14 protein-coding genes and 1 tRNA gene are annotated in these 15,191 nt (G+C 68.9%); 6 read left to right on the top strand and 9 right to left on the bottom strand.

All coding sequences use genetic code 11. From position 1 onward, the window contains the following. Positions 1-143 precede the first annotated feature (143 nt). The gene (dps, locus tag MFF07_RS11750; RefSeq protein ID WP_147819053.1) at positions 144-695 is read left to right on the top strand and encodes a DNA starvation/stationary phase protection protein Dps; all 552 of its coding nucleotides are present in this window, start codon (positions 144-146) and stop codon (positions 693-695) included. Positions 696-1,062: 367 nt separating this feature from the next. Beyond that, entirely contained in the window at positions 1,063-1,905 is an 843-nt protein-coding gene (locus MFF07_RS11755; RefSeq protein WP_238232010.1) for a glutathione S-transferase family protein, read from the top strand. 90 nt (positions 1,906-1,995) lie between these two features. Here the strand turns inward: MFF07_RS11755 and MFF07_RS11760 are convergent, their stop codons facing one another. The 5 genes from MFF07_RS11760 to MFF07_RS11780 are packed head-to-tail and all read right to left on the bottom strand — an operon-like array spanning position 1,996 to position 6,415. Next, positions 1,996-2,442, bottom strand: coding sequence for a cytochrome o ubiquinol oxidase subunit IV (locus tag MFF07_RS11760; RefSeq protein ID WP_210245155.1), 447 nt, complete (start codon positions 2,440-2,442; stop codon positions 1,996-1,998). Then, a complete protein-coding gene (locus tag MFF07_RS11765; protein WP_238232011.1) occupies positions 2,439-3,065 on the bottom strand; it encodes a cytochrome c oxidase subunit 3 in 627 nt (208 codons plus the stop codon). The genes MFF07_RS11760 and MFF07_RS11765 overlap by 4 nt, the downstream gene beginning before the upstream one ends. Continuing rightward, positions 3,062-5,161 carry a cbb3-type cytochrome c oxidase subunit I gene (locus MFF07_RS11770; protein WP_147819049.1) on the bottom strand — a complete coding sequence of 700 codons (2,100 nt, stop codon included), beginning with the start codon at positions 5,159-5,161 and terminating at the stop codon, positions 3,062-3,064. Before MFF07_RS11770 ends, MFF07_RS11765 begins: the two co-directional genes overlap by 4 nt. Then, entirely contained in the window at positions 5,158-6,021 is an 864-nt protein-coding gene (locus MFF07_RS11775; RefSeq protein WP_147819047.1) for a COX aromatic rich motif-containing protein, read from the bottom strand. The genes MFF07_RS11770 and MFF07_RS11775 overlap by 4 nt, the downstream gene beginning before the upstream one ends. Positions 6,022-6,070: 49 nt before the next feature. After that, positions 6,071-6,415 carry a GMC family oxidoreductase gene (locus tag MFF07_RS11780; RefSeq protein ID WP_147819045.1) on the bottom strand — a complete coding sequence of 115 codons (345 nt, stop codon included), beginning with the start codon at positions 6,413-6,415 and terminating at the stop codon, positions 6,071-6,073. Positions 6,416-6,455: 40 nt separating this feature from the next. Here MFF07_RS11780 and MFF07_RS11785 point away from each other — a divergent pair, with 40 nt between their 5' ends. After that, entirely contained in the window at positions 6,456-6,650 is a 195-nt protein-coding gene (locus MFF07_RS11785) for a hypothetical protein (protein WP_147819043.1), read from the top strand. A 96-nt stretch (positions 6,651-6,746) separates the two neighbouring features. Here MFF07_RS11785 and MFF07_RS11790 read toward each other — a convergent pair. The 3 genes from MFF07_RS11790 to MFF07_RS11800 all read right to left on the bottom strand — a co-directional run bounded on the left by MFF07_RS11790 (position 6,747) and on the right by MFF07_RS11800 (position 10,857). Next, positions 6,747-6,836 (bottom strand) — tRNA-Ser (locus tag MFF07_RS11790). A gap of 99 nt (positions 6,837-6,935) precedes the next feature. Beyond that, the gene (gene mdoH / locus MFF07_RS11795; RefSeq protein WP_238232116.1) at positions 6,936-9,029 is read right to left on the bottom strand and encodes a glucans biosynthesis glucosyltransferase MdoH; all 2,094 of its coding nucleotides are present in this window, start codon (positions 9,027-9,029) and stop codon (positions 6,936-6,938) included. 130 nt (positions 9,030-9,159) lie between these two features. Continuing rightward, positions 9,160-10,857, bottom strand: coding sequence for an OpgD/OpgG family glucan biosynthesis protein (locus MFF07_RS11800; protein ID WP_147818327.1), 1,698 nt, complete (start codon positions 10,855-10,857; stop codon positions 9,160-9,162). Between the two features lie 168 nt (positions 10,858-11,025). Here MFF07_RS11800 and glmU point away from each other — a divergent pair, with 168 nt between their 5' ends. From glmU to MFF07_RS11815, 3 genes are all read left to right on the top strand, one after another. Beyond that, the gene (glmU, locus tag MFF07_RS11805; RefSeq protein WP_238232014.1) at positions 11,026-12,411 is read left to right on the top strand and encodes a bifunctional UDP-N-acetylglucosamine diphosphorylase/glucosamine-1-phosphate N-acetyltransferase GlmU; all 1,386 of its coding nucleotides are present in this window, start codon (positions 11,026-11,028) and stop codon (positions 12,409-12,411) included. 163 nt (positions 12,412-12,574) lie between these two features. Then, a complete protein-coding gene (gene glmS / locus MFF07_RS11810; protein WP_147818328.1) occupies positions 12,575-14,401 on the top strand; it encodes a glutamine--fructose-6-phosphate transaminase (isomerizing) in 1,827 nt (608 codons plus the stop codon). 64 nt (positions 14,402-14,465) lie between these two features. Beyond that, positions 14,466-14,744, top strand: coding sequence for an adenylosuccinate synthase (locus MFF07_RS11815; RefSeq protein WP_147818329.1), 279 nt, complete (start codon positions 14,466-14,468; stop codon positions 14,742-14,744). 58 nt (positions 14,745-14,802) lie between these two features. On the opposite strand, the gene MFF07_RS11820 is transcribed toward MFF07_RS11815, so the two are convergent. Beyond that, positions 14,803-15,090, bottom strand: coding sequence for a hypothetical protein (locus tag MFF07_RS11820; RefSeq protein ID WP_147818330.1), 288 nt, complete (start codon positions 15,088-15,090; stop codon positions 14,803-14,805). Positions 15,091-15,191 lie beyond the last annotated feature (101 nt).

Genomic DNA, 15,191 nt, shown 5'->3' on the forward strand with positions numbered 1-15,191 from the left:
TGGCCCCTCGCTGCGCGGATCGAGGAACCAGCAGCCGTCCCTGGGCTTGACGCGGCATAAGCGCGTTGCGCGGAAGGTCCCTCGGGCGCTCCTTTGCGGAGCCGGGGGATCGATCAGTTCAATCCGGCATCACAGGATCCATCATGGCGAACACCAACACGACGGCAGGCCAGCGGCTGCACGTGACGCAGAACGACACGAAGTCCAACGCCAAGAAGGTCTCGACCGAGGCGCTCAACGCCCGGCTCGCGGATGGGATCGACTTGGCCTTGGCGGTCAAGCAGGCCCACTGGAACCTGAAGGGCCCGCAGTTCATCGGCATCCACCTGATGCTCGATGGATTCCGCGACGAACTCGACGACTACAACGACAAGGTTGCCGAGCGCATCACCCAGCTGGGCGGCACGGCGAGCGGCACGGCGACCGCGGTGGCGGCCGCATCGCAGCTCGCCCCGTACCCGCTCGATGCCTACGCGATCGCCGATCATCTCGCAGCGCTGATCGATCGCTATGGGGTCTACGCGAACGCGGTGCGTCAGAACATCGACGACACCGACGAGGCAGGCGATGCCGGTACGGCGGATCTCTTCACCGAGGTCTCCCGCGGCGTCGACAAGCAGCTCTGGTTCCTGGAAGCGCACGTCCAAGAACCGACCGGACAGGTCCGGGACGGCGACCACGCCGGAAAGCGCTGAGCGAGCCGTCTACCGGATCGCCGTGAGAGGAGGTGCTGCGCCAGCACCTCCCTTTTCCGCGGCAGGACGACCCCGTCATCCGTCCTGCGCGATAGCCATGGCCGCATGGGTGAGGGCGACGTGGCTGATCGCCCGCTGTGCGTTTCCGAGCATGGCACCGGTATAGGCGTCGACCTGCAACGAGGTTTTCCCCGAGGAGCGGGTTCGCTTTGCGCCGGGGCCTTCGGCGCGTCGCAAGAGCCGTGCATATGATGCACGTGCCGGGTCGGCGGGATGGAAACCACGGATCGCGTCGGAACCGTTCCACGGCGATGACTGATGTCGTTCACAGACGACTTCTTCCGGCAGGCCGGCTCCGACTCAGGGTGTGTCCCGATCCACGGCGAAGACGCCGTTCCAAGACGTGAAGACCGCGATGCTGCTCTACGATCACCCGCTCTCGTCCTATGCCCAGAAGGTCAAGATCGCCCTGCGCGAAAAGGGCGTCCCGTTCACCGCGCAGCTTCCCGACGACTTCGGGACCGGACGGACGGATGGCCCCTTCGCGACGGCCAATCCCCGGACCGAGGTCCCGGTCCTGATCGACGGCGAGACGAGGGTCTTCGACTCGACGGTGATCCTGGAATATCTCGAGGACCGTTTTCCCGAGCCGGCTCTGCTGACCAAGGACGCTGCCGCACGCGCCTTGGCCAGGATGACGGAGGACGTCTGCGACACGCAGTACGAGGCCGTGAACTGGGGCTACGGCGAGATTCTCTGGTTCCGACGCGCCACCGGCGCGCTCGCCGGGCATCTGCGCGATCAGGCCGCCCGTCAGACGCGCGTGCTGCAGGATTGGCTCGCCGAGCGCCTCGGCACGGCCGCGTGGTTCGGCGGCGACCGCTTCGGCTGGGCGGATGCGGCCGTCGCGCCGATGGTCAACCGATCCGTCCATTACGGCATGGGACCACGGCCGGGCTCCGCCCTGGCGCTTTGGCATGCGAGGCTGTGCCGGCGTCCCGCGATCGCCGCCACCTTCGCCGAATTCGACGCGGCCGCGGCCGAGATGACTGCGGCGTCGGACCTCTACACGACGGGCGGCCGGCGCCGCGAGTACCGCGATCACCGCCTGGAATGGATGGTGAAATCCGGCGGCGTCGAGGTGGTGCTTGCCGGCCTGCGCGACCAAAACATCCGCTTCTCCTGGCCGCAGGGATCGGCGGAGTCCTGAGGCGCCGGGACGGCCGTCCGGATGTCGGGCGCGAACAGAACCCCCGCCAGGATCCGCGTCGGCGTCGTGTTCGCGGCGGCGGCGGTTCGGCTACATCATGCGCATGCGAAGGTTGAACAGCACCACGAGCGTGCCGCCCACCATCAACAGCACGATGAGGGTCGAGAACAGGATCAACTGGAGATCGTCGCGAGCCGAGCGCTTCAGATCGATGTGCAGGAAGCAGCGGACATGCACGATCGCCTGAACGAGGGCCAAGGCGTAGACGAGGCCGAGCGCCGTCGCCCCGCTCGCCCAGCGCCAATACACCAGCGCGAAGGCGAGGCAGGTCAGCAGCAGGGCGAGACCATAGCCGACGCCGTAGGTGATCAGGTCGCTTTGCCGGGACTGCGACCGGTCCTCGACCGGCGAGTCACCCACGGATCCAGACGTTGCCGCCTTGTCTTCGCGAAAGAGCACCTTCGAGGCGCCGAGCACGGCGGCGGCGCCTGCAAGCTTCAGCAGGGTCATCGCCTTGGAAGGGCGGTCCGTGGTCATCCGAGCGTTCCCTGCAGGTAGACGACGGAGAAGATCGCGATCCAGATGATGTCGAGGAAATGCCAGAACAGGCCGAGCTTCAGCAGGTTGAGCTTGACCCGGGCATCGATCCCGAACGCTGCGATCTGCGCGAGCATCACCACGATCCAGACGCAGCCGGCGGTCACGTGCAGTCCGTGCGTCGGCACGAGGGCGAAGAAGGCCGAGAGAAAGCCGCTGCGGTCCAGTGTGGCACCGTCGGACACCATCGTCGCGAAATCGCTGAGTTCGAAGCCGAGGAAGGCGATGCCGAGGCCGAGGGTGAGGCAGAGCATCGTGACGAGACCGGTTCGGCCGCGGTCGTACTTCATAGCGATCGACGCGAGCCCGAACGTCAGGCTGCTCGTGAGCAGAATCAGGGTCTCGACGAAAGCACCGCCGATCTTGAACTCGGCCGCCGGTCCCGGAGCGCCGGCCGTCGCGGCGAGCTGAGTTCCGTAGATCGCGAACAGCAGCGCGAACAGGATCGCGTCGCTCATCAGGAAGATCCAGAAGCCGTAGAGGCCGGTCTCGGCCTCGCCGGGCTCGAGGTCGTCGGAGTCGCTGAGGTTCAGCCCGACATGCCGGAGTTGCGGGCCGCTCATGCCGGCACCTCCGACGGGAAGATTTTTGCCAGACCGCGATTGGCCGTCGTGACTTCGAGCTGCCGCGGCACCGCGCCGGTCGCCCAGGCAGCGTCGCGCCAGCGACGGTCGGCAGCCGCAACCTCGGCGGCCGGGATGATGCGGTGGGTGTCGCGCACGAAGCTGCGCGCGATCACGACGGCCCACAGGCCGGCGAAGCCGAGGATCGCCAGCCACCAGATGTGCCAGACGAGGCCGAAGGCGCAGGCCGTCCCGGTCAGGCCGACGAGCGGGCCGACCCAGCTGTTCCTCGGCACCCTGATGTCGCGGTAGGGGCCGGCGGGTGCGTAGGCCTGTTCGCGCTCCTTCAGCCAATAGAATGCATCCAGCCGGTCGACCTGCGGAATCAGCGCAAAATTGTATTCGGGCGGCGGCGCTGGAACCGACCATTCGAGGCTGCGGGCATCCCAAGGGTCGCCGATCGGCACGCGGTTCTCCGCGCGATCCCGCACGCTGACCCAGAGCTGCACGAACAGGCTGACGAGACCGCCGAGCAGGAGAAGCGCGCCGACGATGGCGGCGAGGAGCCAGGGCCGGAAGTCGGGCTCGAACAAGGCCTGGCTGCGCCGCGTCATGCCGGCGAGGCCGAGCACGTAGAGCGGCATGAAGGCGAGGTAGAACCCCGCGACCCAGCACACGAAGGCGATCTTGCCCCAGCGTTCGGACAGCCGGAAGCCGAAGGCCTTCGGAAACCAGAACATGTAACCCGCGATCATGCCGTAGAGCAGGCCGGGGATGAGCATGTTGTGGAAGTGGGCGACCAGGAACACGGTGTTGTGGACCATGTAGTCGATCGGCGGGATCGCGAGCAGGATTCCGCTCAGGCCCCCGAGCACGAAGGTCAGAATGAAGGCGAGCGAAAACAGCATCGGCGCGGTGAAGCGGACCTCGCCGCGAAACATCGTCCAGATCCAGTCGTAGATCTTGACCCCTGTGGGCACCGCGATCGTCATGGTGGCGATGCCGAAGGCGGCGTTGACGTCGGCGCTCTGGCCCATCGTGAAGAAGTGGTGCAGCCAGACGGTGAAGGAGAGCACGCCGATCACCATGGTCGCCACGACGAGCGAGGTGTAGCCGTAGAGTTCCTTCGACGAAAAGGCCGAGATCACCTCCGAGTAGACGCCGAAGGCGGGCAGGATCAGGATGTAGACCTCCGGGTGGCCGAACAGCCAGAAGAGGTTCACGTAGTTCATCACGTTGCCGCCGAGGTCGTTCGTGAAGAAGTGGAAACCGAGGTAGCGATCGAGGGCGAGGAGCGCGGTGGCGAGCGTCAGCGGCGGCATCGCGAAGATCATCAGGATCGCGGTGCAGAGCGCCGTCCAGCTGAACAGCGGCATCCGCATGAGATGCATGCCGGGGCAGCGCTTCTTGTAGATCGTCGCCGCGAAGTTCAGGCCCGAGAGGGTCGTACCGAGCGAGGACAGCGTGATCGCCCAGATCCAGTAATCGGGGCCGACGCCGGGCTGGAAGGCGGTCTCCGTGAAGGGCGGGTATCCCGACCAGCCTCCGGTCGAGAATTCGCCGACGGCGAGCGAGATCATCACGAGCCCGGCCCCGCCCGCCGTCAGCATCAGGCTGATCGAGTTGAGCAGCGGGAAGGCGACGTCGCGGGCGCCGATCTGCAGCGGCACCACATAGTTGATCAGGCCCGTCAGGAACGGCATCGCCATGAAGAAGATCATGATCGTGCCGTGGGTGCTGAAGAGCTGCGCGAAGTGCTCCGGCGCGACGATGCCCGGCGCATTCACCGCGAGCGATTGCTGCGCGCGCATCAGAACCGCTTCGACCAGCGCGCGGGACAGCATGACGCCGGCCAGCACGATGTACATGATGCCGATCTTCTTGTGATCGAGGCTCGTCAGCCAGTCGCGGAAGAGCGGGCGCCACCAGCGCTTCCAGGTCAGGAGAGCCGCGAGCGCGAGCGCACCGATCACGACGAGGGCGCCGGCGAAGGCCCCGATCAGTTCGCTGACGGTTGGATTGTCCCAGGCCCGCACGAACGGAAATGCCTTCGCGTCGATCCGGCCGAGCAGGGCGTACCAGATCTCGGCGCTCATCGATGGCCCTGTGCGTGGCCGGCATGCGGGCCGGGATTGTCGAGGGTGAGAATGGCGGGGAACAGGCCCGGCGCGACCGAACCGAATCGGATCGGCTCGGCCAGGGTCGAGCGAGCCGACAATGTCTTGAAGGCGTGCCTGTCGAGGGTCTTGCCGCTCGCGCGCGCCTGCGCCAGCCACGCCGCGTAGCCGTCGGCTGTTTGCGCCAGCACCGCGAATTTCTGGTTCTGGAAGCCGATCCCGTTGAACTGCGTGTTCTCGCCGAGAAAGCGGCCCGGCTCGCTCGCGGCGAGGTTGAGCTGCGTGGTCATGCCGGCCATCGCATAGATCTGGCCGCCGAGCCGGGGCACGAAGAAGGACTGCATGACCGTGCCGCTGGTCAGGCTCAGATGGACCGGGCGCTCGGCGGGGAAAACGAGTTCGTCGACGCTGGCGACGCCCTCGTCGGGGTAGATGAACAGCCACTTCCAATCGAGCGCGACCGCCTGCACCTCGACCGGAGCCTGGGCGGAGGCGAGAGGTCTGTAGGGATCGAGCCGGTGCGTATCGCGCCAGAGGAGCACGGCCAGCACGACGACGATCAGAGCGGGCGGGATCCAGATCAGCCCCTCGAGCGGCCAGTTGAAACCCCATTGCGGGCGGTATGCGCTCTTCGTGTTCGCGAGACGGTAATGCCAGGCGAAAATCGGCGTCAGCACCAGGACCGGCCCGGCGACGAAGATCAGGATGAAACAGACGAGCAGGAACAGGCTGCGGGTCTCGTCGGCGACCGGACCGGCGGCGTTGAGAAAGCCATGATCGAGCACGCCGCAGCCGCCGAGCGGCAGCAGCGTTCCGGCGGCGAGCATCCGCGCGACCATGCGATGCGGGCCGGACGGAGCCGTGTCGGCGAACGGCGTCGCGATCCGGTCAGCCCCGTGGAGGATCTCGGCCCTGCACCATCGCCGTGATGCGGTCGGCCGTGCGCAGCGCGATGGCCTGGATCGTGAGCGAGGGATTGACGCCTCCGGTGATGAGGACAACCGAGCCGTCGCAGACCCAGAGGTTCGGACTATCCCAGGAGCGGCAATCGCCGTCCACCACCGGGGTTTTCGGGTGGTCGCCCATGCGGGCGATGCCGTAGCGGTGGTGGGTGTCGTCGCCCTGCTCCCCGATGTTTCGTCCACCGGACGCAGCCAGCGCAAGGCCCATGACGTCGATCCCGTGCCGGTTCAGGGCCCCGTCGTCGTCGCACCAGGCGATGCAGCGGGACATCGCGTCGGCCGGCTGACCGCGCGGTGAATTTCAGAACGAGGTGATCGCAGCTCTCGCGGACGTTGGCGCGCTGTTCGAGGTCGTCTGCGCCGCTTTCGTCGAGAGCAGGGAGCCGACGAAGGCGGATCGGGATCCGGCCGTCGGCAATCGCCTGCAGGACACGGCCCTGGTCGAAGGCATGACCGCGCGGCCCGAATGGCTGGGCCGGCGCGTGAACAGCCGATCCAGTTCGTGAGCAATCCGCGAAGGCCGGTCAGATTTTTCGGCGGAGGGGTAGTTGATGGGGATCGGCTTATCGGACGCCGAATTTCCCTCTGCAATCAACGTATCCTGGCGGAAGGGGTGGGATTCGAACCCACGGTGGAGTTGCCCCCACGGCGGTTTTCAAGACCGCTGCCTTAAACCACTCGGCCACCCTTCCGTCCCGGCCACAAGCCGGCCCGCCCTCCGAGCCCGGGCGAGCCGGGTGCTTGTAGCGGACAACGGGGTCGGCCGGAAACCGAAACCCGCGAGATTTTCGTCAGGCCGTGCGCAGGCGTGCGAGCCGGTCGAGGAGGGCGCGGTCGTGGAGGAGGGCCATGCGCTCCTTGGGCTGGAGCCAGGCGCTCGCCTCGGCCAGCGTGTCGGCCTCGACGATCTTGGCCTGGGCCAGCGTCCGGTCGGCGTCGATGCTGCCGCGGGGGCGGCTGGCGCCCCGGGGCAGCATCGCGGCATGGTCCTGGGCGAGGGCCGGGTCGGCGTGCAGGACACCGAGCGCGTCCGCGTCGTCGAAGCCGTGCCGCGCATTGCGGGCGGCGAGTGCGCCGGCGCGCAGAGCCACCGGGGGCGGAGTGTGCTCTTCGGGGGTGCCGAGCAGGCCGAAGCGCTTGAGGGCGAGGCCCCAGGCGAGCTGTCCGCTGGCCCAGGAGATCGGGATCGCGAGCACGAGGCCGAGGATCGTCGGCGACATCCAGAGGAACAACGAGGTGGCGATGGCGAAGGCGGCTACGCCCGTGAGCAGGCCGAGGAAGCTGTGCCAGCGGTGGCGGCGCACGATGTCGGAAAACGGAATCGAGCCGTCGTCGCGCCGCTGCGGGTTCCAGCCGGTGTCGCGGCCGGCCAGGATCTGGAAGACCGAACCGGACTGGATCAGCATGGCGATCGGCGCGATCAGCGCCGAGAGCAGGATCTCGATCAGGAAGGATAGTATCAGCCGGATGCCGCCGCCCGAGGCCCGTCGCACCGCGCCGTCGATCAGGGCAAGGAACAGCCCCAGGAACTTGGGCGCGAGCAGGATGCCCATGGTCAAGCCGAAGAGCTGGAGCGCGCGCACGGGATCGAAGCGCGGCCAGACCGGCGTCAGCCCGAACTCGGCGGAAAAGTATTCGGGCCGCACCCAGGCCGTCTGCAGCACGAGGGCGACACCGATGACGAGCTGGGCGAGCCAGAGCGGCGAGGCGAGATAGCCCATGATGCCGGTGGCGAAGTGCTGGCGGGAGGGCAGGGCGAGGCCAGCCGATCCGATCACCCGCGCGTGCTGGAGGTTGCCCTGGGCCCAGCGCCGGTCGCGTACGGCGAGATCGATCAGGGTCGGCGGGCTTTCTTCGTAGGACCCTTCGAGGCGCGGCAGCATGGTCACGCCCCAGCCGGCGCGGCGGATCAGCGCCGCCTCGACGAAATCGTGGCTGAGGATATGGCCGCCGAAGGGCGGATTGCCCTTGAGGTCGGGCAGGCCGCAGGCCTCGGCGAAGGCTTTCGTGCGGATGATCGCGTTGTGGCCCCAGTAATTGCCGTCGCGGCCGGACCAGATCGTCAGGCCGGTGGCGATCACCGGCCCGTAGATGCGGGCGGCGAATTGCTGGACGCGGGCAAACAGCGTGTTGCGGTTGATGATCAGCGGCAGACTCTGGACGATGCCGGCGTCCGGGTCGGCTTCCATCGCGGCGGTCAGCCCGGTGATGCAGCCGCCGGACAGCAGGCTGTCGGCGTCGAGGACCAGCATGTGGTCGTAGGCGGCCCCCCAGCGGCTGACGAAATCGCCGATATTGCCGGCCTTGCGGTGATGGTTCTTGGGCCGGTGGCGGTAGTAAAGCCGGGCCTCGGGGCCGAGCTCTTCGCGGAGCTTCAGGAAGGCGCGTTCCTCGGCGATCCAGGCATCGGCCTGCGTCGTGTCCGAGAGCACGAACCAGTCGAAATGCTGCCCAAGCCCCGTCGCCTCGACTTCCTCGCGCATGGCCTGGACGGCGGCGAAGGTGCGGGCGGTGGCCTCGTTGTAGACCGGCATCACCACGGCCGTGCGCGTCGACAATTTGGTGGGAGCCGGCGTCGCGTCCGAGCGGGACCGGAGGAGCGCGAAGAAGCCGAGGATGGCGGCGGTGAAGGCCAGCGCGATCCAGGAGAAGGTGAGCGTGAACAGCACGAGCAGCACGTATTGCAGCGCCGTGGCGCCGCCCGAGACCGAGATGACCTCGTACATCTGCAGCGTGCCGTAGGTCGTGAGCGCCACCGCCCCGCCGAAGACGAAGGCGCGGGCCGCCCAGGGCCGCTTCTCGGGTTTCGAAGGCCTGCGCCGCGCCGCGCCGTCCCAGCGGGCGAGGTCCTGCACCGGCATGGCCAGCGGCGCCTCCGGCGGCATCGCCGGCCGGAACCCGTTGCGCGGCCGTTCGTCCGGCGGCAGGGCTAAGGGGAGGGTGGGCTCCAGCACGTCGTCGAGGGTCATGGCGTCCGTCATCGGCGTATCGGGGAGGCGATCACGGGTTCTGGCATCAACCGGTCCAGCGATAGAGCCAGGTCTCGCTCACCTGGCGCTCACCGGACTTGAGGGCGAGACGCAATTCGCTGGCCGGCTGGCCGCCGGAATCGAGTTCGAAGGCGACACGCACGGTCCGGCGCTCGGGGTAGGGGTAGAGCACCTGACGGGTGATCGTGCCTGGATTGGCGATCAGGACGGTGCGCAGCTCCGGCACCGCGCCGTCCTGGCCGGCGAACAGGATGTCGCCGGTGAAATCGACGAGGAACAGCCGGCGGCCGTTGGCGGAGCCGCGCCCGCTGCGGCTGGTCGAGACGCCTGCCAGCGCCGGCTGGTCGGGCGACGCTTCCGGCGGCTGCCAGCACCAGGTCTGGCGGTAGCGAAAACGCGCCTCGCTCTTCTCGGGGATCGCCGCCTTCGGGCGCCAATAGGCGATGACGTTCTCGTTGACCTCGGAATCGCTCGGGATTTCGAGAAGCGTCACGGCACCAGCCCCCCAGAGCGCCTTGCCGGGTCCGTCGGGGCCGTCCGCCTCCATCGGCTCGATCCAGAGCGAGGGCCGCCACTCCCAGTGCTGCACGTCGTCCTGGAAGGCGGCGTAGTCGCGGGCCCGCTGCATCAGGCCGAAGCCCTTGGGGCCGTCGTCGAGGAAGGAGGAGATCTGCAGGGTCTGCGGATTGTTCACGGGACGCCAGATCGCCTCGCCGCCGCCGTTGCGGATCTGGAGGCCGCCGGAGGCGTAGGCGGCGGCGCGGGCGTCGTCGAGACCCCGGCGGCCGTTCGGCCCGAACAGGTAGCTCGACTGTGCTCCGCCGAGCCCGAGATGGTCGATTCCCGTGCGGGTGAACAGGGTGCCCTCGACCTCGACCACCGAGGCGTCGCCGGGCTTCAGCGTCATCCGCAAGGCCGCCGAGCAGGATTCCGCATCGAGCAGGGCGTGGAGCACGAGGGGGCCGCCGTCCTTGCCCGGCCGCTCGATGAAGAACGCCTTCCAGCGCGAGAAATCCTCGCCGCGGCTATCAGCCGGGCGCAGCATCAGGGCGCGGGCGGTGAGCCCGAAACCCTGGCCGCGGGCGATCAGCCGGAAGAACGAGACGCCCTGGAACACCGCGAAGTCGGAGAGCTCCGCCCCGGCGAAGCGCGCCCGCAGCCGGAACCCCGAAAAGCCCGGATCGCCCTGGCCCGGATCGGGCAGAGCGATGCCGTCCGCCGTGAAGCGGTCGCGGGCATAGGGGACGGGGCGGACCGTGCCGTCCTCGACGAGCAACAGCGAGACGCGGTCGGCATAGACCGAGCCGCGATGGAGCGGTTCGACCGCGAAATCGAGCCCGGCATCGCCCCAGATCGCGGCGCCCGGCGCCGTGCGGATCGCGGCGTATTGTTCGCGCGAGAGGTTTCTCAGGGCCTCGGGCAGGTCGTCCGTGCGGGGAGCGACGTAGGGTTGGCGGGCGAGCGCGCGGGCGAGATCGGGCACGGTCGAGGCCGTGAACGGCGTGCCGGCGGCCGGCAGGGCAGGGGCACCTTGAGCGAAGACCGCATCGGTGCCGAGCACGGCGCCGGCAAGCGCTCCGGCTGCGACGCCGCGCAGGAGGTCGCGGCGGCTGCGGGAAACGACGCCCGCTTCGCCCCGCGCCCCCTCGGACGCCCGCGACGGGTCTCCACCTGAAAGGCCGAACGGCACGTGTTCGGGGTTGCCGGTGGTGGAATGCGTCATGCCCTCGTCGATGCAAGCGTCGGTGGTGGAAAGGGAATTCTGCCCGGATAGGGAGCAACGCCTGAACCCGGGGTTAAGGTTGCCTGCTTGTGACGGGCAGCGTGCTGTTTTGTCCAGGCCGCGTGATCGGTTACATCCGCGGCGGCGACGATGGGAGCGGAACGGCGGATGATGTCAGCAGACGAAAGCCACCCGGCGAGCCCGCGCAGTTTCACTGCGATCGTGCTCGCGGCGGGCAAGGGCACGCGGATGCGCTCCGACCTGCCGAAGGTACTGCACGCCATCGCCGGGCGCAGCATGCTCGGCCACGTCCTCGCCGCCGTGCAGGAGGCCGGCGCCACGGGCATCAGCGTGGTGATCGAGCCGGAGCGCGCCGACGTCGCCGCCGAGGTCGAGGCCCTGGCGCCGGGCGCGCGGGTGCACCCCCAGGTCGAGCGGCTCGGCACCGCCCATGCCGCGCTTCAGGCGCGCGAGGCATTGGAGACCAGCTGCGACGTCATCATCGCCTTCGGCGACACGCCGCTCGTCACCGCGCAGACGTTTCGCCGGCTCAGCTCCGCCCTCGGCGGCGGTGCGGCGGTCGCCGTGCTCGCCTTCGAGGCGGCGGATCCGAAGGGCTACGGCCGGGTGCTCACGGAGGGCGGCCAGGTCGTCGCGATCCGCGAGGAGAAGGACGCGTCGGAGGAGGAGCGCCGGGTTAACCTCGGGAATGCCGGGCTGATGGCGCTCTCGGGCGCCCACGCCCTGCGGCTGCTGACCCGCATCGGCAACGACAATGCCAGCGGCGAATACTACCTCACCGACGCCGTGGCGCTCGCCGTGGCCGAGGGCCTTCGAGTCGCGGTCGTGTCGATCGACGAGGCGGAGGCGCAGGGCGTCAACGACCGGGTCCAGCTCTCGGTGGCCGAAGCCGCGATCCAGGGCCGCCTGCGCCGCGCCGCGCAGCTCGGCGGCGCCACGCTGCTCGCGCCTGAGACCGTCTTCTTCAGCGCCGACACGGTCGTCGGCCGCGACGTCCTGATCGAGCCGCACGTGGTCTTCGGTCCGGGCGTGGTGATCGGCGACCGTTGCACCATCCGCGCCTTCTCGCACCTGCGCGATGCGCGCCTCATGACGAACGTCGATATCGGCCCGCATGTGCGCCTGCGCGGCGGCGCGGTGCTGGAGGAGGGCGTGCATCTCGGCAACTTCGTCGAGATCAAGAACGCTGTGCTCCATGCCGGCGCCAAGGCCTCGCACCTCGCCTATCTCGGCGATGCCGAGGTGGGCGCGGGCGCCAATATCGGCGCCGGCACCATCACCTGCAATTACGACGGCGTGAACAAGCACCGCACCACCATCGGGGCGGGGGCCTTCATCGGGTCGAACTCGGCGCTGGTCGCGCCGGTCACGATCGGGGCGGGGGCGCTGGTGGGGGCCGGGTCGGTGATCGTGCGCGACGTGCCGGCCGATGCGCTGGCCGTGGCGCGCGGACGCCAGCAGATGATCGAGGGCTTCGTCGCGACGAAGCGCGCGGCCATGCGGGCGGCGAAAGCGGCCAAGTCCAAGGGCTGAGGCGGCGGCGCGGGGCGGCTGGCCCTGTGCCGTTTCGATCCGCTAGAAGCACCGCTGTCGCGTCGCGCGAGAGGCCCGGGCCTTGCGCGGGACCGGTCCGATGGAACCGCCTCGTCTCAGCCCGGGACGGCGCGGTGGCGCAAAAAAGCTCGAGAGACGGCACATGTGCGGAATCGTAGGCATCGTCGGGCGCGAAGCGGTGGCGGGGCAGGTGATCGAGGCGCTGCGCCGGCTCGAATACCGCGGCTACGATTCCGCCGGCATCGCCACCCTGGAGCACGGCCGCCTGGAACGCCGCCGCGCCGAGGGAAAGCTCTCGAACCTGCAGCTCAAGCTGGTGCAGTCGCCGCTCACCGGCGCCATCGGCATCGGCCACACCCGCTGGGCGACGCATGGCCGGCCGAACGAGACCAACGCCCACCCGCATGCCACCGCACGGCTGGCGGTAGTCCATAACGGCATCATCGAGAATTTTCGCGAGCTGAAGAAGGAGCTGGAGACTGCCGGCGCCCGCTTCGAGACCGAGACGGACACGGAGGTGGTGGCCCAACTCGTCAGCCACCTGATGGACCAGGGCCTCGGCCCGGTCGCCGCAGTCGAGGCCGCCCTCCCGCGCCTGCGCGGGGCCTTCGCGCTGGGCTTCCTCTTCTCGGGCGAAGAAGACTTCCTGATCGGCGCTCGCCACGGCGCGCCGCTGGCCATCGGCTTCGGCGACGGCGAGACCTATCTCGGCTCGGACGCCCTGGCGCTCGCCCCGTTCACGGACGAGATCACCTATCTCGACGAGGGCGACTGGGCGATCCTGACCCGCGACGGCGCCGAGATCCGCGACATCGCCAATCAGATCGTCGCGAGGCCGCGCCAAAAGATCGTCAGCCAGGCCTTCCTGGTCGACAAGGGCAACCACCGCCACTTCATGGCGAAGGAGATCCACGAGCAGCCGGAGGTGGTCGGCCGCACGCTCGCCCATTACGTCGATCTCGCAGGCGGCCGCATAGCCCTGCCCGAGGCGCTGCCCTTCGACTTCGCGAAATTGAGCCGGCTCTCGATCACCGCCTGCGGCACGGCCTATTACGCCGGCCTCGTCGCGAAATACTGGTTCGAGAGCATCGCGCGGCTGCCCGTCGAGATCGACGTCGCCTCCGAGACCCGCTACCGCGAGCCGCCGCTCGACCGGGACGGGCTGACGCTCGTGATCTCGCAATCGGGCGAGACCGCCGACACGCTGGCCTCGCTGCGCTATGCGAAGTCGCAAGGGCAGCACTCGCTCGCGGTGGTCAACGTACCCACCTCGACGATCGCGCGGGAATCCTCCGTGGTGATGCCGACGCTGGCCGGCCCCGAAATCGGCGTCGCCTCCACCAAGGCGTTTTCCTGCCAGCTCACCGTGCTGCTCTGCCTCGCCATCGCGGCCGGCCGCGCGCGCGGCACCATCGACGCCGCCCGCGAGCGCGCGCTCGTCGACGCCCTGATCACCGTGCCCGGCCTGATGGCGGAATCGGTGGCGCTGGAGCCCGAGATCGAGGTGCTCGCCCGCGAGATCGCCAAGGCCCGCGACGTGCTCTATCTCGGCCGCGGCACGAGCTACCCGATGGCGCTCGAAGGCGCGCTGAAGCTCAAGGAAATCAGCTACATCCACGCCGAAGGCTACGCCGCCGGCGAGCTCAAGCACGGCCCGATCGCGCTGATCGACGAGAACGTCCCGGTGATCGTGATCGCGCCGCACGACGCGATCTTCGAAAAAACCGTCTCGAACATGCAGGAGGTCGCCGCGCGCGGCGGCCGGATCGTGCTGATCGGCGACGCCAAGGGCGCGGCGGATCACGGCCTCGACACGCTGGCGACGCTCACCATGCCGGCCGTCGACCCGGTGGTGGCCCCGATCGTCTATGCAGTGCCGATCCAGCTTCTCGCCTACCACACGGCAGTGTTCATGGGGAAAGACGTCGACCAGCCGCGCAACCTCGCGAAGTCGGTCACGGTGGAGTAGCGGCCACAGCCATTTCGCTCTCGAAATGCGCTACGGACATGCCTCGGCAAGCTTGAGGAGCGGAATGGCGTTCAAGGCGAAATCGGCATCCGAGAGCAAGGCGGCCGAACTGGCCGCGGCGATCGTTCGCATCGTCGACCGGGACGGCGCACCGCTCGCCATCGGGGTCGACGCGCTCCGGCAGGGCAATCCACGGCTGACGCCGCTCGCCATCGGCCAGATGTTCCGTCGCCACCGCGACGACCTCGAAGCGGCCCTTGCCGATCGCGGCTACACGCTCGTCGGATACGCCGACCAGGGGCCGGGCCGCGGCATGGAATTCGAGATCGGCGCTGCGGAGTAGGGCAGCGACCGCCCGGCCTGCGCCGGGCGGTTCTTGCAACGGTGCGGGCGCGACGCTCTCAGTTCGCGTTGCCGCTGCCGCCGGCCCCGCCGCTGCCCTGCGGTACGGCGCGCTCGGGCTGGCTGGCATTGCCGGCTGCGGCCGAGTTCGACTGGTAGGTATCGGCCCCGGTCGCGCCGCGCGGAACCGTGACGTCCGTCCCGCCGCCGGTGTTGTTCTGTCCGCCGATGACGGCACCGGTGGTGGCCGGCGCGCCCGTCGGGGCGGCGGGAGCTGCTGCGGTCTGGGCCAAAGCGGGCGAGGCGAGCGCCATGGCGCCCGCAAGAGCGAGGGTGAACCGGGTCATCGATAGATCCTTGGGTTGAAGAACGACGGCAACGCCGCGCCGGCCCGCGATATCCGGTGCCACCCGGTTCATGACGCCGCATGGCGACCGCGCGCCGCAGC

Source organism: Methylobacterium thuringiense (assembly GCF_022179645.1).
GTDB classification, from domain to species: Bacteria; Pseudomonadota; Alphaproteobacteria; order Rhizobiales; family Beijerinckiaceae; genus Methylobacterium; species Methylobacterium thuringiense.